Annotated in this window: 15 protein-coding genes; 2 read left to right on the top strand and 13 right to left on the bottom strand. The window is 39.6% G+C overall.

The annotated features are described in order from the left end of the window. Positions 1-15: 15 nt before the first annotated feature. From folP to rlmE, 3 genes are all read right to left on the bottom strand, one after another. Positions 16-846 (bottom strand): dihydropteroate synthase, encoded by an 831-nt coding sequence (gene folP / locus RI844_RS01340; protein WP_348398296.1) that lies wholly within the window; start codon positions 844-846, stop codon positions 16-18. A 319-nt stretch (positions 847-1165) separates the two neighbouring features. Next, the gene (gene ftsH / locus RI844_RS01335) at positions 1166-3079 is read right to left on the bottom strand and encodes an ATP-dependent zinc metalloprotease FtsH (protein ID WP_348396685.1); all 1914 of its coding nucleotides are present in this window, start codon (positions 3077-3079) and stop codon (positions 1166-1168) included. Between the two features lie 85 nt (positions 3080-3164). Continuing rightward, the gene (rlmE, locus tag RI844_RS01330; protein WP_348396684.1) at positions 3165-3800 is read right to left on the bottom strand and encodes a 23S rRNA (uridine(2552)-2'-O)-methyltransferase RlmE; all 636 of its coding nucleotides are present in this window, start codon (positions 3798-3800) and stop codon (positions 3165-3167) included. A gap of 83 nt (positions 3801-3883) precedes the next feature. Here rlmE and yhbY point away from each other — a divergent pair, with 83 nt between their 5' ends. Continuing rightward, positions 3884-4180 carry a ribosome assembly RNA-binding protein YhbY gene (gene yhbY, locus RI844_RS01325; protein WP_348396683.1) on the top strand — a complete coding sequence of 99 codons (297 nt, stop codon included), beginning with the start codon at positions 3884-3886 and terminating at the stop codon, positions 4178-4180. A gap of 87 nt (positions 4181-4267) precedes the next feature. On the opposite strand, the gene RI844_RS01320 is transcribed toward yhbY, so the two are convergent. From RI844_RS01320 to RI844_RS01280, 9 genes are all read right to left on the bottom strand, one after another. Continuing rightward, positions 4268-6286 (bottom strand): winged helix-turn-helix domain-containing protein, encoded by a 2019-nt coding sequence (locus RI844_RS01320; RefSeq protein ID WP_348396682.1) that lies wholly within the window; start codon positions 6284-6286, stop codon positions 4268-4270. Positions 6287-6674: 388 nt separating this feature from the next. Continuing rightward, positions 6675-10922 carry a S8 family serine peptidase gene (locus RI844_RS01315; protein WP_348396681.1) on the bottom strand — a complete coding sequence of 1416 codons (4248 nt, stop codon included), beginning with the start codon at positions 10920-10922 and terminating at the stop codon, positions 6675-6677. Between the two features lie 51 nt (positions 10923-10973). Beyond that, on the bottom strand, positions 10974-14768 hold the full coding sequence (locus RI844_RS01310; protein WP_348396680.1) for a S8 family serine peptidase: 3795 nt from the start codon (positions 14766-14768) through the stop codon (positions 10974-10976). Positions 14769-15131: 363 nt separating this feature from the next. After that, positions 15132-15608 carry a transcription elongation factor GreA gene (gene greA, locus RI844_RS01305; RefSeq protein ID WP_348396679.1) on the bottom strand — a complete coding sequence of 159 codons (477 nt, stop codon included), beginning with the start codon at positions 15606-15608 and terminating at the stop codon, positions 15132-15134. Next, complete coding sequence (carB, locus tag RI844_RS01300; protein ID WP_348396678.1) at positions 15608-18826, bottom strand: carbamoyl-phosphate synthase large subunit; 3219 nt, start codon at positions 18824-18826, stop codon at positions 15608-15610. Before carB ends, greA begins: the two co-directional genes overlap by 1 nt. A gap of 23 nt (positions 18827-18849) precedes the next feature. Continuing rightward, positions 18850-19998: a glutamine-hydrolyzing carbamoyl-phosphate synthase small subunit gene (carA, locus tag RI844_RS01295; protein ID WP_348396677.1), complete on the bottom strand. Its 1149-nt coding sequence runs from the start codon at positions 19996-19998 to the stop codon at positions 18850-18852. A gap of 228 nt (positions 19999-20226) precedes the next feature. Then, entirely contained in the window at positions 20227-21027 is an 801-nt protein-coding gene (dapB, locus tag RI844_RS01290) for a 4-hydroxy-tetrahydrodipicolinate reductase (protein WP_348396676.1), read from the bottom strand. A 298-nt stretch (positions 21028-21325) separates the two neighbouring features. Beyond that, complete coding sequence (locus RI844_RS01285) at positions 21326-21940, bottom strand: FKBP-type peptidyl-prolyl cis-trans isomerase (protein ID WP_348396675.1); 615 nt, start codon at positions 21938-21940, stop codon at positions 21326-21328. A 128-nt stretch (positions 21941-22068) separates the two neighbouring features. After that, positions 22069-22932: a M48 family metallopeptidase gene (locus RI844_RS01280; protein WP_348396674.1), complete on the bottom strand. Its 864-nt coding sequence runs from the start codon at positions 22930-22932 to the stop codon at positions 22069-22071. Between the two features lie 128 nt (positions 22933-23060). Here RI844_RS01280 and RI844_RS01275 point away from each other — a divergent pair, with 128 nt between their 5' ends. Next, positions 23061-24944 (top strand): DUF885 domain-containing protein, encoded by a 1884-nt coding sequence (locus RI844_RS01275; protein ID WP_348396673.1) that lies wholly within the window; start codon positions 23061-23063, stop codon positions 24942-24944. Between the two features lie 338 nt (positions 24945-25282). Here the strand turns inward: RI844_RS01275 and RI844_RS01270 are convergent, their stop codons facing one another. Continuing rightward, a complete protein-coding gene (locus RI844_RS01270; RefSeq protein ID WP_348389055.1) occupies positions 25283-25489 on the bottom strand; it encodes a cold-shock protein in 207 nt (68 codons plus the stop codon). Between the last annotated feature and the right edge of the window lie 72 nt (positions 25490-25561).

The following is a 25561-nucleotide window of genomic DNA, read 5'->3' as shown; positions in this document are numbered from 1 at the left end:
AAACTCCCTTCGTGTTTAATTATTAATTTGAGCAACCATTGCATTAAAAACCTTAACGGCATCAACAGTTTCTTTTACATCATGAACTCGTATTATTTTAGCACCATTTAATGCGGCAAGAACAGCTGCAGATAAACTACCGGCTAAACGTTGCTCAACTGAACAGTTGAGTAAATTACCAATCATTGATTTTCTTGATAAACCGGCAAGAATGGGTAAACCCACTTGTAGTAACTGGCTTTGATTTGCTAATAACTGGTAGTTTTGCTCTAAGGTTTTACCAAAACCATAGCCCGGATCGAGTATGATTCGCTGTTTTTTTATTCCCGCTTGCTCACATACCTGTATGCGTTGTTGGAAAAACCTCATCACGTCTTGCACAACATCAATGTAGTGCGGTGCTGATTGCATGGTTCTTGGCATGCCTTGCATGTGCATTAAGCAAACAGGTAAATCTGATTTGGCAACAACATCAAGGCAACCTTCGTTTTGTAATGCCCTAACATCGTTAATTAAGCCTGCACCACTGACTATTGCAGCCTGCATCACTTCTGCTTTACTGGTATCTATTGAGATAACCGTATCAAAGCGTTCAGTTATCGCCTCAATGACAGGGATAACTCTATCTAACTCTTCTTGCAGTTCAACATCGACAGCACCAGGTCGAGTCGACTCTCCGCCTATATCAATGATGGTTGCACCATCATTTACCATTGTTTGTACTTGTTTAATTGCATGGTCGATATTATTAAAGTTGCCACCATCTGAAAAGGAGTCAGGGGTTACGTTTAAAATCCCCATGATCTGTACTTCACTAAGGTCTAATTGTTTTGTACCAAATTTAATAATGTTTGCAGTCTTATTCATATAAATAGGAAGTTAGATACACGCTGGCCTTTAATTTGACCCGTATTATAAAAGAGCTAAAAAGTTTAATACAGTTAAATAGTTAGATCCTGAAATAAATTCAGGAAGTGAGTACACGGATTCAGGAAATGGGTATTCGGATTCAAGAAATGGGTATTCGGATTCAAGAGGTTGGGATCACTCCGCACTTTATGTTGTTCGTTTCTATTCTTCTCGTTTCTAATTGCTAATTCCTAAAAACAAGAAACCCGCTAAATAGCGGGTTTCTAATACTAACTAATTATTTTATCAGTTATGTTTAGCTCGACGTTTCGTCTGCAGGTTTATTCACATCAGGGGTAGATGATGTTGAACTTGGTGGTGTGTCGCTAGGCTTTTCATCACCATAACCTTTTGGTGCTCGAACTGTCGTACGAGCCATAAGATCATCAATTTGCCATGCATCAATTGTTTCATAAGTCATTAATGCATCTTTCATCGCATGCAAAATATCCATATTGTTCTTTAAGATATCTTCAGCACGTTTGTAGTTACGTTCAATGAAAGTTCGAACTTCTTCATCAATCTCTTTTGCCGTGTCATCTGACATATGCTTGGTTTTCGCAGCACTTCGGCCTAAGAACACTTCTCCTTCTTCTTCAGCATAAAGCATAGGGCCCATTTTTTCAGATAAACCCCATTGAGTTACCATTTTACGAGCAATTTCAGTGGCACGTTCAATATCATTTGACGCACCGGTTGAAACTCTGTCGCTACCGTAAATTACTTCTTCAGCAATACGGCCACCGTAAAGTGATGAGATCATACTTTCTAAATGCAGTTTAGAATGACTGACTCGGTCTTTTTCTGGTAAGTACATAGTGACACCTAAAGCACGGCCACGAGGAATAATACTTACTTTGTATACTGGATCATGTTCAGGTACTAAACGGCCAACAATGGCATGTCCTGCTTCATGATAAGCAGTCATTTCTTTTTCTTCTTCGCTCATCACCATAGAACGACGTTCTGCGCCCATCATGATTTTGTCTTTAGCTTTATCAAATTCAACCATAGAGACTAAACGACGGCTGGTACGAGCAGCAAATAATGCAGCTTCGTTTACCAAGTTTGCTAAGTCAGCACCAGAGAAACCAGGCGTACCACGAGCAATTACAGCAGCATCAACATCATCACCTAAAGGTACTTTTCGCATATGAACTTTTAAAATTTGTTCACGACCACGTATATCAGGTAAACCAACCGTTACTTGACGGTCAAAACGACCAGGGCGAAGTAAGGCAGGATCTAATACGTCTGGACGGTTAGTAGCAGCAATAACGATTACGCCTTCATTGCCTTCAAAACCATCCATTTCAACCAGCATTTGGTTAAGTGTTTGTTCACGTTCATCATGACCACCACCTAAACCGGCACCACGCTGGCGACCTACGGCATCGATTTCATCAATAAAAATGATACAAGGCGAAGATTTTTTCGCTTGTTCAAACATATCACGAACACGTGATGCACCAACACCAACAAACATTTCAACAAAGTCAGAACCTGAAATTGCGAAGAATGGTACTTTTGCTTCACCGGCAATGGCTTTTGCCAATAAGGTTTTACCTGTACCCGGTTGACCAACCATTAAAACACCGGAAGGAATACGGCCACCCAATTTTTGAAATTTTGACGGGTCACGTAAGTAATCAACTAATTCAGCTACTTCTTCTTTCGCTTCATCACAACCCGCAACATCGGCAAAAGTGGTTTTAATTTGATCATCTGATAACAGACGGGCTTTTGATTTACCAAAGCTCATTGCGCCTTTGCCGCCACCACCTTGCATTTGACGCATGAAGAAAATCCAAATACCAATAAGCAACAACATTGGGAACCAGTTGACGAAAATGCTAGCTAATAAGCTAGGCTCTTCTTCTGGTACACCTTCAACTTTTACATTGTTCGCAATTAAATCGCTTAATAAGTCTTTGTCATAAGCAGTAGGTATCAAGGTAGTAAAGGTTTGACCATTACGTTTGGTACCATTAATAACGCCGTCAGTTTCAATTCGAACTTCAGCAACCTGTCCTTGATGAATTTCGTTAATAAATTTAGTGTAATCGAGTTTGCTCCCCGCGGCAGTGCCTGGAGTAAAACTTTGAAATACTGACATTAAAACAATGGCTATTACTAACCATAAAATAAGATTCTTTACCATATCGCTCAACTTGAGGACCTCTTGTTAAAAAAATGCTGCGATGACTTATATAAGTATTAGACCTCTATTATAGGCCTTTTCTTACGTAACTCTACTACAGTTTGTAACCAGTAGCTACAATATACACTTCTCTTGAACGTGCTCGAGAAGATTCTGGTTTACGGGTTTTAACTACATTAAAGCAAGCTCGAACATCTTTCATGTATTGCTCGAACCCTGCCCCTTGAAAAACTTTGACAACAAAACTGCCGTTTTTCTTTAATACTTGATGACACATGTCTAGCGCCAGTTCCACCAAATACATATTTTTAGGTTGGTCGGTTGACTCATTACCACTGAAATTTTGCGCCATATCAGACATAACAACATCAACATTACGACCATCAATTTTAGCTAGTAGTGTGTCTAAAACTGCATCTTCACGAAAATCGCCTTGTAAAAATGCCACTCCTGGTAAAGATTCCATAGGTAATATATCACAAGCTATCACTTGTCCATTGTCTCCTACGGCCTTCACTGCGTACTCTGACCAACCACCTGGGGCAGCGCCTAAATCGACAACATTCATGCCTTTTTTAATCAGCTTGTCTTTGTTGTTAATTTCTTCAATTTTAAACACCGCCCGTGAACGTAAACCCAGTTTTTGCGCTTTCTTTACATACTCGTCGTCAAAGTGTTCTTTCATCCAGCGTTGAGAGCTTACTGTTCTTGATTTATTTGCTTTACTCATAAAAGTTCAGATATAAATTAGTATTAATGACAAGATGGCGTTAAAATATATAGAATTCAAGTAACTTAACAGAAATTTTTTAAATGAATCTATCAAAAAAACAAATTCAGCACCTTAAAAGCATTGCTCACTCTTTAAAACCAGTGGTGTTATTAGGAAATAATGGTCTTACCGAAGCTGTAGTTGCTGAAATAGACTACGCCCTAGGCCACCATGAATTAATTAAAGTAAAAATAAATACGACTGACCGTGAAGTAAAGCAATTAATCATTGACGCTATTCTTAGAGAAACTAACTCAATTCAAGTTCAAGCGATAGGCAAAGTATTGGCCATCTATCGTCAATCTGATGATAGAAAAATTGTAATACCGAAAATCTAGTTCCAAGCTAGAAAGCTTTATAAGTTTTTAAACTAGAAAACCTGCAAAACCTGCAGGTTTTCTAGTTTTTATTTATCTATATGCATTTTATTTTATTGATATCTTATAAATATCTGAGTCATTAATGCCTTGCAGAGTAAAAATTATAGAGTCATTCACGCCCGGTGAAATACCCATGCCATTACGAATAGTAATTGGCGGCAACGTCATCAATTCTACTTCGCTACCAGAGCCGTCGCGAGCGATAATAAAGTCAGCCTTTTCAGTTCGCTTGATATAATACAAAGTCTTATTTTTATAAAATAGGCTGCCCCAGTCTAAATCAGAAAGTTTTGTGGTAATTAACGTTTCGTGTCTATCTGCTGAAAGGTGAAAAATCCCTCTGGTATTATCTTTAGTAAAAAAGATCCCTCCATCATCATCTTCAACAGCATATTTACCATTGCCTTCGCTCACCTGCTCTAATTTTTCAGAAATAAAGGTGTATCGATATATTGCCCATTTACCGGAAATTTTTGCTGAAAAATATAACCGTTTACCATCAGCAGAATAGGATGGATTGCGAACATCGCCGTCAATGTCTAGCAGTTTCTGTTGATTACCCGATGGTAGTTCAACAATATGTAAGCTGTGATGTTGCGCATTTGGTCGGCGCATGGCAATGACAAATTGATCGAATATGGGCGACACTGCAGGAATCGATACCAGACCATGTATTTTCGACTGGGTTAACTGAATGTTTTTATCTGCTTGCTTTAACCAAACTTCCCAATTACCACTCCGGTTAGAAAGAAATAGAATATTGGATGTTGTTGGTACTACCTGGCCAAACATATCTCGCGAAGATGATTGTATATTTTCAAGTAATCTACCACCTTCTAATGAATGCACCGCAATAGACTCTTGTGCAACATGACGTGTATAAAACACTTCATCTGTTGTGTCATTAACAGATAAACTATGAATTTCATTATCTTGGTGAAATGATTCAAGAGTTTTGTAATTCAAATTATACTTTTGAATTACAAATGAGCCTTCTTCCATGGAGTTGAAATACAGGTTTTCTCCTCCTCTATCCCAAGCCAACGCCAGTATAACTTCTTTATCTTTTACTAAAGTTTGCTCTCTATCATCTATGATAGAGTGAATTTCTGCATGCAATTCGGTTGAGCGAACAAATGCCAGAGTATGGTTATCAGCATGCCAACGCATTAACGTATCTTCCTCACTGGCATTAGGTTTAGTGAGTTGTATTTCCTGTTTGCTTTGCACATGGTAGCTAAATATCGCAATTCTATCGCCAAGCGAACGAGAAAAAGCAATTTTACTGCCATCTTTTGACCAATCTAAATTATTTAAATAACCAGACTTTACACAGTTTTTGGTTATTTCTTTATCAATAAAAGTAATCAGCTCAAGAACATGGACACTACACTGGCCTTGTTCATCAACATTTAAATAGGCAATATTTTGACCATCTGGAGACCAACTCGGCGAGGACTGATCGTTTGCAACCTTGCTGATCAAACGAAGAGGTGCATCATCATCCGTTAAATCTTTAATATATATTTGGTTTTTCTTGAGGTGTGCTCTCCATAAAAAGGCCATGTAATGGCCATCGGGAGAAACACTCGGATGCTCTTCTATCCCTTCCAAACTGGTAATTCTTTGTACTTTTTTAGTTTCATTCACGACTGCTTGATTCTCAACTTCAAGCAGCGAAAGGAGTACTGATATAAACAAGATTACCAGAGTCACAATTACAACCTTCTTACGACGGGTTGTTGAGCTTGTCGCTAAAGGCAATTCAGAAGTCGTTACAATTGCCGCTTCAATGCCTTGTGGCTTAATTAGTAATTGATAACCAACTTTGGTGATGGTTTTAAATGTCACTTCATGATCAAGCCCTAGTTCAGTAAATGCTTTGCGTAACGCCCAAATAGCGTTTCCGGCACCACGTTTGCCAACTTCAATATTGCCTAGCCATACTTGTTCTATCGCCATTTCCTTGGTAACAGTTTGTTCTGCATGAATAATGAGTAATTTTAAAAACTCAAACACTTTAACAGGCAAGTTAATGCTATTACCTGCATAGCTAAGAGACATATCATCGCAGTTAATTATGCATTGGCCGATACTATATTTTTGAAACGGAAGTGAAATCATAAAATTAAGTGCTTTAACCTGTCATTTTCAGTAAAAAAGTATTCATATTAAGGCAGACATATTATCTCCAAAATTTATATTTGCAAGGCGCTCAAAGATATAAACATGGCAACAATATTGTACATGTAACACCTTATCAAGCCATTGCCAAAGGATGAATTCAATGTTGCTAAAGCTAAAGTTCATGTTGTAGCGAAGTGTAACTGGATAATTGGCATAAACCGGTATTATATAAATCAATTTGGCTAACGGATACAAGCACATCGTTGCCCAATAAAAAGGCTCCAGTTAAGGAGCCTAATTACATTTTAAAAGAGAACTTAATAAATTACTTACGACGACCTAACATCAAGCCAAAAGCAGATAACATTAAGAACCCTAAACTAGTTGAACCGCCTGAGCTTTTTTCATCAGGCTCAATAACATCAGGGGTTGGTGTAGGTGTTACTGGGTACTCACAGCTACCATTATCTTGAGTTGCGTCAGGGTTAAAGTTTTTTGCTTCAGCATAAGTACAGCCAAGAACATCATCTTTAATAATAGGTTCTTCTTCAACCTTAGGCTCTACAGTCATAACAACTTCAGTCGGTAAACTATATTTATGGCCGTTAAAAGCAATTAATTCAAACTTAACCACTTCGCTGTTGATGACCTCTGGCGCGATAAAGCTTACAACATTACTTTCGCTGGATAGGCTAGCAACAGGACCAAGGGTTTGATGCCATTTATATGACATTTCAGGACTTTCTATCACTGCATCAACGGTAATAGCAGTTATTGAAACCATTTCACCAGAAGCTACCGTTTCTGCTGAAGAGTTAGCTGTAACTATAGGACGCCCAGAAACAAATACAGGTTCTGTTGATTTTATCTCTGTAATTTCGCTTGAGCTTTTTGACGACTCAATCACAGGGGTTGTATCAATAATACCTTCAACATTAGATGTATCTAATACAATATTAAACGCTAATGCATTAGAGCCTGCAGCTTGTGTGTGAGACCATGAAAGCTCATTAGCAGAGGTTTTATATGCCAGTTCATCTGTATTTAATTTCATCGCTACACCAGCAACAACATCATCCTTTAGCATCAGATCTACAGTTACATTATCAGCCAGCGTCATATTAAAGTCATAATCTACATCTTCAACACTATTATTAGCTGCAACCCTTACTGAAAAGGTAAGTTTATCGTCATTAATTACTGGTTCACTAACTTTTATATCATCCTCACCGCGGGTCATATTTACGCGCACTGCACCAATGTTTTTATCCAGCTCTGCGGATGTGCCCAACCAGAAAACGCCATGGTAAATATCACCTTCAGTCATTACTTGATCCCAACCTAGGCGAGTAGAAACTTGCGCTCGAGGTTCAACAGCGACTGGTATATCGACAGACATATTATCTTCATCGTACTTTACGTTCGTAATAGAGAGTTTAACATTGTCCATGATTGGTGCTTCTGCACAGACCATACCTTCGTCAGCCTGTTGGCCTTCAGCGCATACCATTTCGTTATCTGCTAATGGTGCAGGACCTTCAGCCCAGTTATGAACCAGTACCCAATAAGTATCTGGTCGAGGACTTATTTCATCAATCAATTCATATGAGGTTTCTGTCGCACTCATCCATGGCATTAATCCCATTTCAACAACAGAAGGCTCTCCATCTAAGTCTGAATCGATACCAACATAAATATCAAGATCTGGCGAAGACGTATTAAGCACCTCAACGACTAAACGCTTAGAATCCGCTTGAATATTTAATGGAATAGCATGAATCGTTTGACTATCGGCATCATCCCAATGGTAGATAGTTTGATTAGTCGCATCGCGCATTAATTCAAATTCATAAATATCGGCTTTAGCAATGCCTGATTTGCTCATTTGAAGATCATCAGAGCCAATTGTCACAATACCATCAACTCCAACAGAGTCATTATTACGATTTGCTGTAACATCGACTTCATCAGGCGCCATACCAGCAATAAAATTAACCGTTACCGGTAGAGTTTGCACTGGTATTGAAACATCATCTGGCGTTAAGACTACTCGAGCATTAGCCCATTCACCATCTAATCCCTGTAATGCTTTTGCGCTAAAGTTAACTTCAACTTCTTCCCCAGCAGTAACGGTAAACTGTGTTGTATCACTTGTTAAACTAAACCCTTCATTGTAATACTCAAAAGTTACCGTCCAAGTAGCAGCTTTTGTCGCTTTAAAAGTACGAGTCCAGCTACAATCGAGTAAGCATTCACCTTTTGATAAACTTGGCATGTTCATTTGATGAGGTTGACCATGCCAACCAGCAATAGAATCACTTATACCAAGCTTTTCAGCAGAAGGGTTTGCAGCTTCATAGCCTGCACGTGTTTCGTTCATCACTAAACCAGCATTTACCGCTAAGTTAACACGCGCACTACCTGAACCGGTTCTGTGCATATCGGCGCGATTAGCTATTCCATCAAGGTCATCGTCTTCTTTCACATCAGTAAACGCAGTCATCATTAACGCTGATTGTGCTTCTGCTGGTGTCCAGTTTGGTTGCGCGGCTTTCATTAACAAGTACATGCCAGCAATATGAGGCGTTGCCATTGATGTGCCACTCATGAAACGGAATTCACCATTTACTTTTTCCCAAACCTTGGAATCATTGCTTTGCATACCATCGCCAAGGCCCCCAGCTAAAATATCAACTCCCGGAGCGCCAACATCAGGAATTAGATAATCTCCGGTGAAATAATCAGGCCCACGAGAAGTGAAATCTGCAGTAATATCAGCTTTATCATTATTAAGCACTAACTCAGAATCGCTAAAAGAAACTTGATGCCCTTCACCTTCAGCTAGCCAGGCCAATAACTTCTCACCATCAGCCTTATTTAAATGAACTGTTGGTAGTACATGCAAATCATTTTCAACATTATCGAGATCTTCATCTGAGTTTATGAAAATCATCCCTGCTGCTTTTGCATTTTTAGCCGAGCCACCTTTTGCAAGGCGAGTTTGTGGTTGACCATCGGCATCAACACCACCACGTCGACAAATAACAACTTTGCCTTCAATCGATTCCATATCCCAATAATCTGGCAATGAATACTCACCACAATAGCCAACACCACCGGCAAGCTCTGCCTCCATTGGATCTTCTATATCACCAGCGTAAACAATATCTGTTAATGTCGTGATGCCAGAAGTTCCGCCTTTACCAACTAAATTTTCAAGAGCTGCCACACCGCCAGCAAAACTTGCCGTTTTCTCTTCAGTAAAATCACGAGAATGACTTAATGCAGCAACCGTAGTAACCCAAGGTGAATTGCCTGGAGAGCCAACAGTTTTTTCACCTTCTTGTCCTGAATTACCTGCAGCCACCGCAGTATGAATACCAGCTTCTCGGGCCGATAAAAATGCTAAGGCATCAGAAGTAAACCAGGGAGAAGAAGCACCACCACCAACCGAGTAGTTTAATACATCAACACCATTCGCAATCGCATGTTCTATAGAAGCTACGGCAGCACTTGGTGCACAGCCTTCTACCGAACAAGTTTTATACGAAATGATATTGGCATGCGGTGCAACACCACTGATAGAAACAGCAGTTTCAGACGTGTAATACTTATGATCCCATTGCGACTCCATATCTGGATAAACGGTTGGATAGTTCACATTATCAACACGGTTACCGGCAATCGTTGAAGCAACATGGGTGCCATGGCCGTGATCATCTTGCCCGGTTTCAGATCTCAGATCCCATAACGCAGATGTTTTCATGCCATCGTAAGAGATCACACCAATAACTTTATCGTTACACCAGTGCGGTGAATCAACACAGTCACCAAAATACACACCTTCGCCGTTAGGGTTAGTATGGTCGTAGCCGTCGACACCAACATCGGCAAAAGATGGATGAAATTCTTTGTTATCAAAATCTGCAGCAGACCAGCCTTTTGATGTATAAGAAGAAATACCGGTATCCATTACACCAATGATCAAACCTTCGCCTTTTGAACCTTCAACATCGGGGTTTTCCCAAATACTAGGAGCACCAACATGCTGTGGACCAACGTCTGTTAATAGTTGATGCGCTTCTTCTTTTTCAACCGCCAGTACACCAGGGATTTTACGAAGAGCCAAAGCTTCATTCGGTTGCAGTTGCATGACTAAACCATTTAGGGCAACTTTAAATCTATCCTGCAAAACCACATCACGTTTTAGTACTGTTTTGATTTTGCTAAACGCTTCATTTTGCTTAATAGCAAGATAATCTCCATAAACCACTGAAGCTGAGCTTTTTAAGTTTAACTTACCTTTCTGATTAGCGTTTACACCATTTGATGCGGCAACGTTGGTTGCTTTAAAACCTTTTATTCCGCCTTGATATAGTGCAACGGGCTCATCTTCTAATAATACGAAGTAGTGATTATCAAATGTTTTTTTGCTTGCCTTTAACATTGCATTTTTTTGCGCTTTATTTACTTCAACTCTAGGAATGTCATCAGCTGATATCGCAGCTACTGCCCCTAAAGTCACTAAGCTCATTGGTAGAGCTAACGCTAGTTTATTTAATTTAAAATTCACAATAAATTCCTCTTTGAGAGGCGCTTACCTCTCAATTTTAATGACTCAGTATTACTTAAATACACGACGATTAATGAACGACATACCAGCAAGCAAGATGAAGAACGCGCTGGTGCTACCACCACTGTTTGATGATTTTTTAACATCATCAGTCGGTGTATTTTCTACAGGAAGAGTTTCCACTGGTGTGTTTTCTATTGGAGTGTTATCTACAGGTGCAGTATCTGTAGATCCTGTTACGTTAAAGCTCATTTGGACATTTGTTGAATTGATACCATCGGTTGCAACAACGGTAGCTTCATAGTTACCTGTTTGAGTTAATACGCCTGAAATCAACCCTGCTCTATCAATAACGATCCCTTGTGGCAAATTGTTTGCGCTAAAAGTAATACCGTCACCTTCTGCATCACTAAATGCATCTGCTACTGAAGTATTAATTTGATTACCGACAGAACTTGAGATTGTCCTCAGAGCTTTAACTACATTAGGAGCAACATCATTGCGATTGTTAATTTTAATCACTACATCAACAATTTGAGTATCACGGTTTCCATAATCCGCTTGTACTTTAAGAGTGTAAGATTTGATTTTTTCGTAATCTAAAGCACTGCTGTTAGCGACAGAAATAGTGCCATCGGTTGCAACACTAAATGGAGTTCCAGGTAAAGCATTGACTAAATAGATTGGGCCCTGGTGCTCATCTTCATTGAAAAATCTAACAGCATGCCTTGCTAGCTTACCAATTACTGAACCGTTTTCTGCATTTTCATAAGTACTAAAACCTTGTCCTGCTTTAACGCCAATATCAGCGCCATATTCAGTACCAGAAAATCCAGTATTATCTGTACCTAGTTCAAATATCATTACACTTGGCGGACAGGCTTCATGAAGTGGAGGACGAGTGCCGAACCAAATCAGGTTGGGGTTACAATCATCAACAGTAGTCACTGAAACTCGCGCACTTTCACCACTTGCCAAGTCAACTTTATTTGACCAGGTTAGCTCAGCATTTTCATCATCGCTTAACTTAGTGATACCAGTATGAAAGGCAACGAACGTTTTTGCTTCTTCAATACAGTAATCTTCCGGAAACGGGTTACCCATCCAGTCAACGCCGTTTGGATCACAGTTTGTGTATGTCCATTCAGGGTAGTTATATTCGCCGGTATGGTCAATTATTTCGGTAAAAGAGCGTCCCATAATCACAGGATTGTAACGGATCATATCTTCATGAATGTCAGCTCGAGCATCACGGTCAGTAGCAAACTGCCAGCCTAGATTTTCGTTCCAGTTATCAACCGACTGAATGTCACCGTGGTATAACTCATCGATACAAATATTAGCAACAACAGTATCGTCTCCAAGGCTAACATCCGCCCCTAAAGAAGACTTAACAAATCTTTTACGTGGATTCCACCATTCATATTCTTGACTATAATCAATATATTCAACTTGTGGTTTACCATCGTTGTCGATGAGTACTTCAACATAAGCGAGAATATCGTTGTCAGTTCTGTTTTGGTCCATGTCTATTTGTTGTGCATCACCATTCATGCGATCAACATACTCTTGAGTAAAAATACTGAAGTAAGTCAACAAATGGCCAGCTTTATCAAAATGCTCCGCCATAGGAATGTCGAATTTATCAAACATTTGTACCGCAACTGATAATTTGCTGCCCGCTTCACATGACATATCGGTATTAACACTCGCACCGAGGTTTTTGATCATGTGACCTTGCCCACCAGCCTTGCTTTCGGTGATCGTATCAACTGAACGCATACGTGGGATAGTGTAAATGGTTTTGCTGGCATTCCCTTCATTAGTCAGATCGAGTGTATCGGTATAAGAGTTAGCATTTGCCGCCCAAAGCTGATCTTGCCAATCAAACGCTTCATAAGGCATTTGCCAACTATTAGTTTGATTGCTTTTCACTAAGGTCTCTGCATTTTTCGGAAATACCTGCCAAGGCATCTTCAACTGTGCAGATGCTGCATCACTATTGGTAAACACTAAATAGCCGTTAATGTTTTCTTCGGTGAAATTAGCGATAGTGAAGTCTTCGGTAGATGACATGCCTTTTTCTGTTAATTTAGAGGCATCAAGTGTCATGCTGACATTAAATACCACCGAATGATTTGCTGGCACATTAATGGTTTCAGGATAAATGAAGCTAACTGCGCCATTATTTGCTTTATCACCATTCGTTAATGTAGTAACTGAATAGGTTTGTACTTTATCGGTTAAATTTCTAATGGTAATGTCACGACTTAATGTGGCCGAGCTCGATGCTTCCACAAAGCCAAAAGCAAGACCTGGTTGATAACTCGCCGTTTCCCAGACCACTGCACTTGCTGTTACAGCAGTGTCCCCATCGACTAAACCACTGCCCATAAATGGTACTTCTGCAACGTTGGTAATGTTACGTTCAAGTTCCTCGTTATAAGTAGATGAACCTTGAATACCTTCAGCAACGGCAGTGTTTGCCACTAGCGCTTTTGCTTCAAGTGGACTTAATTCTGGGTAGCTTGCTAATATTTTAGCAACAGCTCCTGCAGCGTAGGCGGCAGCATAAGTTGAATGAGCAGCAAAGTCAGCTGTTGCGTCGCTACTTCCAGCAAGAGGCGCGGTAACATTTTCTGCAGGAGCGACAACTTCGGGTTTTAACTGATGGGTACCACGGGTTGGACCCGCAGGAGTAAACTCTGACAGGACAATTGAGTCTTCATTAATATTCACTGAGCCAACGGTTAATGCTTCTGGTACTGCACCACGCCAGGCTAAGTTAAAGTAAGAATTAAAGTATGTTTGACCAGCACCAACCACCACTAACGCGCCAGATGCACTTAAACGACGAACCAGGTTTATTTCACGAGTAGGTGATGAGCCATTGGTATCATCTTCAACGTAAAATGCGCCATTGCCATAAGCATTGAGTACAATTACCTCAGGACGGTCGCTAATATCACCATCTTGGTTAGGATCAATGATTACATCTAAAACAGGGAAAAAATAAGCACTACTCCAATCCCAGGTTTTATACGATAAAATTTTTGCATCAGGGGCTTGTGCTAGAATTTGTGCAGCAACGGCAGTTCCTGATGGGATGGCACCAGATTTAACATTTTCATCTTCAGCATCTTCGATGGGATTGTAATCAATGAAATGATAACCTTCACCGCCTGCAGAGAAATCTAAACCACCAATAACAGTGTCGGTTGGAAAACCATCCCAAGCATTACTTCTATTTGCCCAGGCCATGTCATAATTACCATGACCACCGAGTGATTTGTGGGTATAATCAATGCCATTACCGACAATAGCGACAGTGATGCTGTCACCGACATCTTTCACATTTAAAAATGGAAAACGTTTAAACTCATCGTCACTACTATAGTTAGGTTCTTCACTAAGCAGTTCAACAGCAACAACATCAAAATGGTCGGTTAACTGTTGAGCTACACTATGGTTCATTTGTACATAAAGTACATTCTCTGTTAAACGAGCTTTTCGTGTTAATACCGCGGAGTTGTCCAAGCTCCGTATAGTTTTGATTATTGCATCTTGTTGTTGTTCTACTTTTGCAACTATCGAGCTACGGTCATCACCTAAATAAGAGTAACTTGCATCCATTGCACTCTTTTCGGATAAGCGAATTAAATACACGCCCATTTCTTCATTTTTCTTAACATATGCCGACTTAACATCGGATGTTATGTTTTCCTCACCCTGAGCTGTGTTGCCAACACTAGGTTGCTGGCCTGCTATTTCTGCATCACTGGCATTGGCGGAAAATGCCAATACAGATGAAACTATTAAAGCAACGGTTGATGATTTAAAAATCATTTCTGCCTCTTGTTTTCAATTAATGGTAAACAAATCCAACGCCATGCACTTTTAAAGTTTTAATAGTTAGTACATGACTTTGGCCTTGCATCCATTAGTAAAGACAATTTGGCTCGTAAACAATAAAAGGCCCTTCATTTCGGGCTCATTTATCTTTCAATTTCTTTTCATTTTTATAAAATATACATATTATTCAGCAGGTTAAATTGAAAACAAGATGTAACTAGATCGTAGCAAAATGTGACTAGTATTAACTTGAAAGTAGGCAAAGTAGTTTAAGGCAAGATTGTTATGAACAAAAAAACGCCCGTTAACTTTCATTAACGGGCGTTCAAATTTTAAGAGTATGTAGCGAATGAAACTTTATTTATGCTCAACCGAGATAATTTCGTATTCAACAACGCCACCAGGCGTTTTCACTTCAACTTCTGAATCAACTACTTTACCGATAAGAGCGCGCGCAATTGGTGAATTAACACTAATGCGGTTGTTCTTAATATCGGCTTCATCATCACCAACTATTTGGTAAGTTACTTCAGCATCCGTTTCGATATTAAGTAAGGTAACAGTAACACCGAAAATCACTTTGTGCGTGTTTGGTATTTTAGTTACGTCAATAATTTGCGCGTTACCCAGTTTGCCTTCAATATCTTGAATGCGACCTTCACAAAAACCTTGCTCTTCACGAGCAGCATGATACTCAGCATTTTCTTTTAAATCACCGTGTTCACGTGCTTCAGCAATTGATGCAACAATTTCAGGGCGTTTTGTTTGTTTTAAATAAACCAGTTCTTCTCTAAGGGCGTCAGCACCTTGAACTGTCATAGGGTACGTAGCCATTATTGACACCTTTCGTGTAATTCTTGAATAGAGTTAACTTTATTTCTGTCATCTGCAGAATGTGCCATACAAACAGCAAACCCAGCATTTAACGTTGTCGTATAAGTTGCTTTATAACGTAACGCAGCGCCACGTATTTGTTTAGAATCTTCAATCGCTTTACGACCTTCAGTGGTGTTAATAATATAACTGTACTCACTGTTTTTAATTCTATCGACAATGTGTGGACGACCTTCATGAACCTTATTCACTAAACGAACCGGAATATCTGCTTCGCCTAAAATAACGGCAGTACCATGCGTTGCATCTAAGCTAAAGCCTAACTCAACCAATTGACGAGCTAAATCGACAACACGTTCTTTATCACTATTACGAACTGATATTAATGCACGGCCTGTTTTAGGTAAGGTAACACCTGCGCCTAAGTTAGCTTTAGCATACGCTTCTTCAAACGTATCACCTGTGCCCATCACTTCACCGGTTGAACGCATTTCAGGGCCAACTAGAGGATCACTTCCGTGGAACTTGTTAAATGGAATTACAACTTCTTTAACTGAGAAGTACTCAGGAATAACTTCAGTGGTAATGCCCTGCTCTTTTAATGACGTACCAGCCATTACTCGCGCTGCCACTTTCGCTAAAGGAACACTTGTTGCTTTAGATACAAACGGTACAGTTCGAGCAGCACGCGGGTTAACTTCAATCAAGTAAACTTCATTGTCTTTAACGGCCATTTGCGTATTCATTAAACCATTTACGCCTAATTCAAAGGCTAATGCTGTAACTTGCTTACGCATAACATCTTGAATTTCTTGGCTTAAGCTGTACGCAGGTAATGAACATGCAGAGTCACCAGAGTGAACGCCAGCTTGTTCGATATGTTGCATAATACCGCCAATAACTACATCAGTGCCGTCACATATAACGTCGATATCAACTTCAATAGCATCATCTAAGAAGTGATCAAGTAGTACCGGTGAATCGTTAGATACACTTACCGCTTCAGTCATATAACGACGTAAATCGTCTAGGTCATAAACGATTTCCATTGCGCGACCACCTAATACATAAGATGGACGTACAACTAATGGGAAACCAATAGTTTCAGCTTTTGCCATGGCTTCATCAAGTGAAGTCACGGTAGCGTTTTCAGGTTGTAATAAACCTAAACGGTCAACCGCTTGTTGAAAACGTTCTCTATCTTCAGCTCTGTCGATGGCATCTGGCGAAGTACCAATAATTGGTACGCCAGCAGCTTCTAATGCACGTGCTAATTTAAGTGGTGTTTGACCACCGTATTGCACGATAACGCCTTTTGGCTTTTCAACACGTACGATTTCTAGTACGTCTTCAAATGTTACTGATTCAAAATATAATCGGTCTGATGTGTCGTAATCGGTAGAAACAGTTTCAGGGTTACAGTTAACCATGATTGTTTCAAAGCCATCTTCACGTAATGCTAAAGCTGCGTGTACACAACAGTAATCAAATTCAATACCTTGACCAATTCGGTTAGGGCCACCGCCAAGGATCATGATCTTGTCGTTATCAGTAGGGTTAGCTTCACACTCTTCATCATACGTTGAGTACATATAAGCGGTGTCAGAACTAAACTCTGCGGCACAGGTATCAACACGTTTGTATACAGGGAAAATTTCAGCATTATGGCGTTTTTTGCGGATTTCAGATTCAGCAACACCAATAACATCAGCTAAGCGGCTATCAGAAAAACCTTTACGCTTCAGCTTACGCAAATAGTCAGTTGTTAAACTAGACATACCGCCAGCAGCAATGTTTTGCTCTTCTTTAATAATGTCTTCAATTTGTACTAAGAACCAACGGTCAATTTTAGTCGTACGGAATACGTCTTCTAAGGTTAAACCTAAACGAAATGCATCGGCAACATACCAGATACGGTCTGCACCAGCTTCTTGCAATTCATGCATGATTTTAGTTTTAGCACCAGGCTTAGTCACATCAACAATAGGATCGAAGCCGTTAACGCCAACTTCTAAACCACGTAATGCTTTTTGCATTGATTCTTGTTGGTTACGGCCAATTGCCATAACTTCACCAACAGATTTCATTTGCGTAGTAAGTCTATCTTCTGCGCCAGCAAATTTTTCGAAGTTAAAACGAGGAATTTTCGTTACTACGTAATCGATTGTCGGCTCGAACGATGCTGGAGTTGCACCGCCAGTAATATCGTTGCTTAATTCATCAAGCGTGTAACCTACGGCTAATTTAGCTGCAATTTTCGCAATAGGGAAACCAGTTGCTTTTGACGCTAATGCCGATGAGCGAGATACACGCGGGTTCATCTCGATGATAACCATACGGCCAGTATCAGGACAAATACCAAACTGTACGTTTGAACCACCTGTTTCAACACCAATTTCACGTAATACTGCAACTGAGGCGTTACGCATGATTTGGTATTCTTTATCGGTAAGGGTTTGTGCCGGTGCTACAGTAATTGAGTCACCAGTATGGATCCCCATAGGGTCGAAGTTTTCAATCGAACAAATAATGATACAGTTATCATTTTTGTCGCGAACCACTTCCATTTCATATTCTTTCCAACCAATTAATGATTCATCAATCAATAACTCTGAAGTTGGTGATAAATCTAAACCACGAGTACAAATAGTTTCAAACTCTTCACGGTTATATGCGATACCACCACCAGTTCCGCCCATAGTAAATGATGGGCGAATGATACATGGGAAACCTAAGAATTCGGAAGCTGCGATTGCTTCGTCCATGGTATGTACTATTTTCGCACGTGGTGTATCTAAACCGATTTTTTTCATCGCAACGTCAAAACGGCTTCGATCTTCTGCTTTATCGATTGCATCAGCAGTTGCACCGATCATTTCAACGTTAAACTCAGCAAGTACACCTTTCGCTTCAAGCTCTAAAGCACAGTTAAGAGCAGTTTGGCCACCCATAGTAGGTAACACGGCATCAGGGCGTTCTTTTTCAATAATGTTACGCACAACTTCCCAGTGAATTGGTTCGATGTAAGTTGCATCGGCCATTTCAGGATCGGTCATGATGGTTGCAGGGTTCGAGTTAACTAGTATTACTCGGTAACCTTCTTCGCGTAAAGCTTTACAGGCTTGTGCACCTGAATAGTCAAATTCACAGGCTTGACCAATTACTATTGGACCTGCACCTAATATCAGAATACTTTTTATGTCAGTACGTTTTGGCATTTTATTTACTCTAGTTAATCAGTCTATTGGGCTTTGCTAGCATTATTTTTCTTGGTGTTAATCAAATCAATGAAGTGATTAAACAAAGGTGCGGCATCGTGTGGGCCGGGGCTTGCTTCAGGATGACCCTGAAAGCTAAAAGCAGGCTTATCAGTACGATGAATACCTTGCAATGAACCATCAAATAATGATTTATGTGTGGCAGTTAAGTTACTCGGTAAGTTGCTTTCATCTACCGCAAAACCGTGGTTTTGCGAAGTGATCATTACAACGTCACGCTCAATATCTTTAACTGGATGGTTAGCACCATGATGACCAAACTTCATTTTAATTGTTTGTGCGCCACTAGCTAAACCTAGTAATTGGTGACCTAAACAAATTCCGAATACTGGGATATCTGTTTCAAGGAAGGATTTAATTGCAGCAATGGCATAATCACATGGCTCAGGGTCACCTGGACCGTTTGATAAGAAGATACCATCTGGATTCATTGCTAACACTTCTTCTGCAGAAGTTTGTGCAGGCACCACGGTAAGTTTACAACCACGGTCTGCTAACATACGTAAAATATTACGTTTTGCGCCAAAATCAAAAGCCACTACATGATGAGGAAGCTCATCTGGAGTTACATGGCCTTTACCTAGCTGCCAACTGCCTTCGGTCCATGTATAAGATTCTTTTGTAGAAACTACTTTTGCTAAGTCCATACCTTTAAGACCAGGGAATGCTTCTGCTTGAGCCAATGCTTCATCTACATTTAAGTTGTCACCAGCTATGATACAACCATTTTGAGCACCCTTTTCACGTAATATACGAGTAAGTTTGCGAGTATCAATATCGGCGATACCGAGAATGTTATTAGCGATAAGGTATTCACTTAAGCTTTGTTCATTTCTGAAGTTACTTGCTAACAATGGCAAATCACGAATGATTAAACCTTTAGCCCAAACGTTCGCAGATTCTGCGTCTTCAGCGTTGGTACCGGTATTTCCGATATGGGGATAAGTCAAAGTGACGATTTGTTCAGCGTAAGATGGGTCTGTTAAGATCTCTTGGTAGCCAGTCATTGCTGTATTGAATACAACCTCACCAACTGATGTGCCTTCTGCGCCAATAGCAGTGCCTTTAAAAATAGTACCGTCTTCCAGTACCAAGATGGCAGATTTAGTCAATTTAACCTCCATAATGAATCAAAGTATCAATAACTACTAAGTGTTTATGGTTAGCAACCGAACAAATAGTAATTATTATGTATATTTCATGCCAAAAATTATTTTTCGGCAAAATCGGCGTATTTTACGCGTTACAGCGCAATTCGTCCATAACAATTTTAAAGATTTTTGCAGTTTTAACACAACTTACTATAAAAGCATGTTCAAACTGCTAAAATAGATAGTTATCTATTTCAATCCAAGCACATCTTGCATGTCGAAAAATCCTTTTGGTGCATTTTTGAGCCATACTGCTGCTCGCATTGCGCCAAGTGCAAATGTCATTCTTGAGGTCGCTTTATGCGTTATCTCTAAACGCTCACCAAGATCAGCAAAAAACGCGGTATGTTCACCAATAATGTCGCCAGCACGTACCGTGGCAAAGCCAATGGTATCTTTTGCACGTTCTTCAGTAATTCCTTCACGTCCATATACAGCAACTTTATTTAAATCACGATTTAATGTATCGGCAATGACTTGCCCCATTTTCATTGCGGTACCTGAAGGCGCATCTTTTTTAAAGCGATGATGTGCTTCAAAAATTTCAATATCGGTTTCGTTACCAATTGCTTTTGAAGTGATTTCTAATAACTTAAATAATAAGTTAACGCCAACACTGGTATTAGGGGCTAGCACTACAGGTATGTCTTTACCTAGCTGTTGTAATTCATTAACTTCATCTTCGTTAAATCCGGTTGTGCCAATAACAATCGCTTTGTTATTATCGTTACACCATTTAACGTGCGCTTTTGTAGATTCAATAGAAGTAAAGTCAATGAAAACATCGGCAGCATCTAATTGGTTAAGCTCCGAGGTTACTGGGCAGCCTTTTAGTCCCAAACCACAAAGTTCACCTGCATCAACGCCATTCAAGCTAGATGATTCACGCACGTAACCGCCAACTAATTCAACTTTTTCATGTTCTAGTGCAGCTTGTAACAAGTTTCGACCCATACGGCCGCCACAACCTAAAATGGCAACTTTTGTCATTGTTAATTCTCTTTTTGTTATTAAACATTTTTGCAATACCGACTTAGCAGCCGTTATTGCAAATATGTTTATTAGAAACGAGAGGCTAGAAACGAGAAACGAAAAGCAATGTGCTGTTCTGTAATGTTACCCTATTCTATTTCTGTCGCTACTTCTTACTTCTTCCTTTTAAACTTCCCCTCTTGTTGCTTCACATACTATATATAAACAAAACCAGATCACGCTTTTAGTTTCTCGTTTCTCGTTTCTTTAATATTTTTCCAAAAAAAACCGGGGAAGCCCCGGTTTTCTTAAAATATTAAACGATAGCTAAAAGCTCAACGTCAAATACTAAAGTAGCGTAAGGAGGGATTGCACCCTGTGAGCCACGCTCACCGTACGCTAAGTTGTATGGTACGTGTAAACGCCACTTTGAACCAACAGGCATCATTTGTAATGCTTCAGTCCAACCAGCGATAACGCCACCAACTGGGAACTCAGCCGGTTGGCCACGTTCAACAGATGAATCAAATACGTTACCGTCAGTAAATGTACCGTGGTAGTGACAGCTAACAGTACTAGCAGCAGTTGGCTTCTCGCCATCGCCAGTTTCAAGTATTTCATACTGAAGACCTGATTCAGTAACAGTAACTTCGTCACGTTTAGCGTTTTCAGATAAGTATACTTCACCAGCAGCAGATGCTTCTTTTGCTAATTCAGCTTCTTGTGCTTGAAGTTTTTCAGACACTACAGTGAAAGCAGCTTGTAAGTCTTCTTGACTTACTTGGCTAGCAGCATCAGCTAAAGCGTCAGCAATACCAGCTTGTACAGCGGCAACTTCAAAATCTTTAAAAGGGTTGTTACGTAACTGCTCACCTAATTGGCGGCCAACGCCGTAACTTACGCGTTGTTCAATACTTGTAAAATCAGACATATTTCTTTCTTGTTCGGAATAAATTCGGCGGCAAGTTTAGCATAGTAAAGGCAATTACTGTAGAGGTTAACCCTAAAAAAAAGTCTATTTTTTAGGGTTTTTTCTATTTATCCAAAATTAATTAAATGTTAAGTTTTTTTCGTATCATTGCTCTTTTCATTAGCGGGCTTAGGTTTAGGCTTCGCTTTAGGTTTAGGTATAACCGGTTTGATACATTCAGGGTTAGAACTACGCTGAGCATATAAAGGCTCTGAGAACTGTAAATGATTGGTTAAATCTGTAATTCGAGTTTGATTTGACGGGTGAGTTGAGAAAAACTCTGGCGGCGCTTCTTTACTCTGTTTTGCCATGTTCTGCCAAAGTTTTACGCTTGCCCTTGGGTCAAAACCTGACTCTGCCATTAGATCTTGGCCAATAATATCAGCTTCAGATTCATGTGCCCTACTGTACGGCATTAACAAAAGGTATTTCATCCCAACGGCTGCCCCTGCCACAACTAACGCTTTATTATCAATATCACTCGATGCAGCTGCAACTCCAGCAACAACCAAAGCCCCCTGAGACAATTGGTTTGACGATAATCGTTCATTGGAATGTTGAGCAATTACATGAGCAATCTCATGGCCTACAATTGCAGCAAGTTGATCCGCATTTTCTGTCACATTCAATATCCCGGTATAAACACCAATCTTCCCGCCAGGTAAAGCAAAAGCATTGATTTGCTCAGAATCAAACACAACAATTTCCCATTCCCCTTGATGAACATCAGAGTTAACATTAGGGGTAATCGCATTGGCAACACATTGTACAAACTGATTTACTTTCATATCCTTGCTGATAAGTTCTTGTTCTTTCATTTGTTCAAATGATTGCGCGCCCATTTTATCGAGTTCGCTAGATGAGTGAAGAAGTACCTGCCTTCTCCCCGTTGGCGATGTGCTGCAAGCAATCAATGTAAATACAGTAAAGGCAATTAATAATATTTTTTTCATATCTAAGCTTCATATTCGTTGATAGTTAAATTGTAAAAGCTTCATCGCCTAAAACAAAGCAAAATTATATAACTTATTAAAAATAATACGGTAAACTCTTTATATTGGATCTCTTTAGGCTAAACAAAATGAAATTAGCATTCATGCTTTTTATACCAACGACCTTACTTTGTACAAGTTGTTCTGACCAAGAGCAAATAGTTACCATAGTAGAATCTAAACAAAAACCACAAATAGAAGTGATCACCGCTTTAGCCGAGCCAGAGCAAATATCACTTTATGAAACGATCGATAAATCGACTAAAACGTTTCTAGAATATAAACCTCAATTTGCCTCAATGGTTGGCGTTAAAAATAGTGATGCAGGTTTTTATTATCAAAACCTACTTGATAATTACGATATTGAAGCCACGGCACAATTTAGACAAAGCTTGGCAAAAACAGCAAGCTTACTAGCAAACTTAGAAAGTAACCACGAAGAAAATGATGAAGATAACCGTCGAGTGATGGCAAATTTATATCGTTACTTTGCCGGTTCACCCGACCATGATATCGGTTTTATTGATTCATATTTTGGTCATCAACCATTTATTATTACTCAAATTAACGGTCCTTTAATCGATACTCTTTATACTTTTACCGATGGTAAAGAGATAGCCTCAACTAATGATGCTAATGATTATATTTCTCGCTTAGAGGCCTTTGCACAGCAGATCAAACAAGTTGAACAAGTATTTATTAAAGACAGCCAACAAGGATGGCTCCCACCGGCGGCAATCATCCGTTCAAGCATCGATTATTTAACTGGCTATACTGACGTTCCTGTACAAAATAATACTTTATTTACTCATTTTAGTGATTCTATAAATAAAATAGCGCAAATAAATACAGCAGATAAAAAGTTATTGGTTAATAAAGTAAAAACGATACTTGCTACTAAAATATATCCAGCTTTGACTCAAGTCATTCAAACAATCAACAGCGTACAAGACAAAGCCCCCAAGTTCGATGGTATTTGGGCTCAACCTAATGGTGAAAAATTTTATCAGTACACGATTAAAACCCAAGCGAATTCAAATTTAACTGCTGATGAAATTCATGATTTAGGCCTTAAGGAAGTGGCCCGAATTAATGCCGATATGGATTCGATTTTACAGCAATTAAATTATTTACAAGGAAGTGTTGCCGAGCGATTAGTTGCCCTGGCAAAAGAGCCAAGGTTTGCCTATACCGATACAGAACAAGGTCGGCAACAAGTAATTGATGACTTAAACGCCCAAATTATCGCGATTAATAAGATTATGCCAGAGCAGTTTAAGACTCCCATCAGTTATAATGTAGAAGTGAAGGCATTTCCTAAAGAAATTGAAGACGGCACATCGGGTGGTCAATATAACCCGCCAAGTTTAGATGGTTCAAAACCTGGTATTTTCTGGATCAATTTAAGGGATATTGAAAATTTAGCGAAATTTGATCTGCCAACATTAACATTTCATGAAACTAATCCAGGTCATCATTGGCAAGCCTCATTAAATATGGTGCAAGAAAATATGCCGCTGTTAAGAAAGTTGGCCGCATATAATGCCTTTGTTGAAGGTTGGGCTTTGTATGCAGAACAGGTTGCCTATGAAATGGGCATGTATGCGCATGATCCATATAGTAATCTAGGCCGCTTGAAAGCTGAAATATTCAGAGCGGTCCGCTTAGTGGTAGATACAGGTATTCATTATAAAAAATGGACTCGCGAACAAGCAATAACCTATATGATGGAAAATACTGGTGCCCCTCATTCAGAAGCTAAAGCTGAAATAGAGCGTTATATGGTATGGCCAGGGCAAGCCCTAGGTTATAAATTAGGTATGTTGAAGATACTTGAATTGAGAGCTCAAGCTAAAAAGTTATTAGGCAGTCGATTCGACATCAGTGAATTTCATGATGTTGTGCTGCTCAATGGTGCTTTACCACTAAGTATTTTAGAACAAAAAGTAAATGACTGGATAGCTGAACAGTAAAAGCTAAAAAACGAGGCACTAGAGACGAGAAACTAAGAGCATAGAGCAAAATTTGAAATTACAAATCTAATACCGTTTTCAACATGGAAGTTGCGTATGCCACGTTCACAGGATGTGATGGAGTGGTCCCTAGCGATTTGCTTTACTTAATCCCTGAAATGAATCAATTTCAAACCATGATTTACACGATGTCATGAATGCCGTGTTCACAGGGATGTGAAGGAACGGTTCCTGGTAAATTGATATTCCTTCTTCCCTGAAGTAAAAAAACGCCCCGAGCACAATGTACTTGGAGCGTTTTTATTGTATATATTACTAAATGTAAACTTTAATATAAATTAAAGTGGAATCACATTAGTAGCACATGGTCCTTTCTGGCCTTCGCCTTCAGTGTACTCAACAGATTGACCGTCGTTAAGTGTTGCGTAACCGCCGCCACTTTGGATTTCTGAATGGTGAACAAATAAATCTTTGCCGCCATTTTCAGGAGTGATAAATCCGAAGCCTTTATCGGCGTTGAACCATTTTACTGTACCTTTACTCATATTCATCTCTTTAATTTAAATGTATTAATTTACACGTTGTTCAGAACTTTCATTATAGCTGTTAAAAACGGC

It is taken from the genome of Thalassotalea fonticola, assembly GCF_032911225.1.
GTDB lineage: Bacteria > Pseudomonadota > Gammaproteobacteria > Enterobacterales > Alteromonadaceae > Thalassotalea_A > Thalassotalea_A fonticola.
This window is presented reverse-complemented; position numbering and strand designations above follow the sequence as displayed.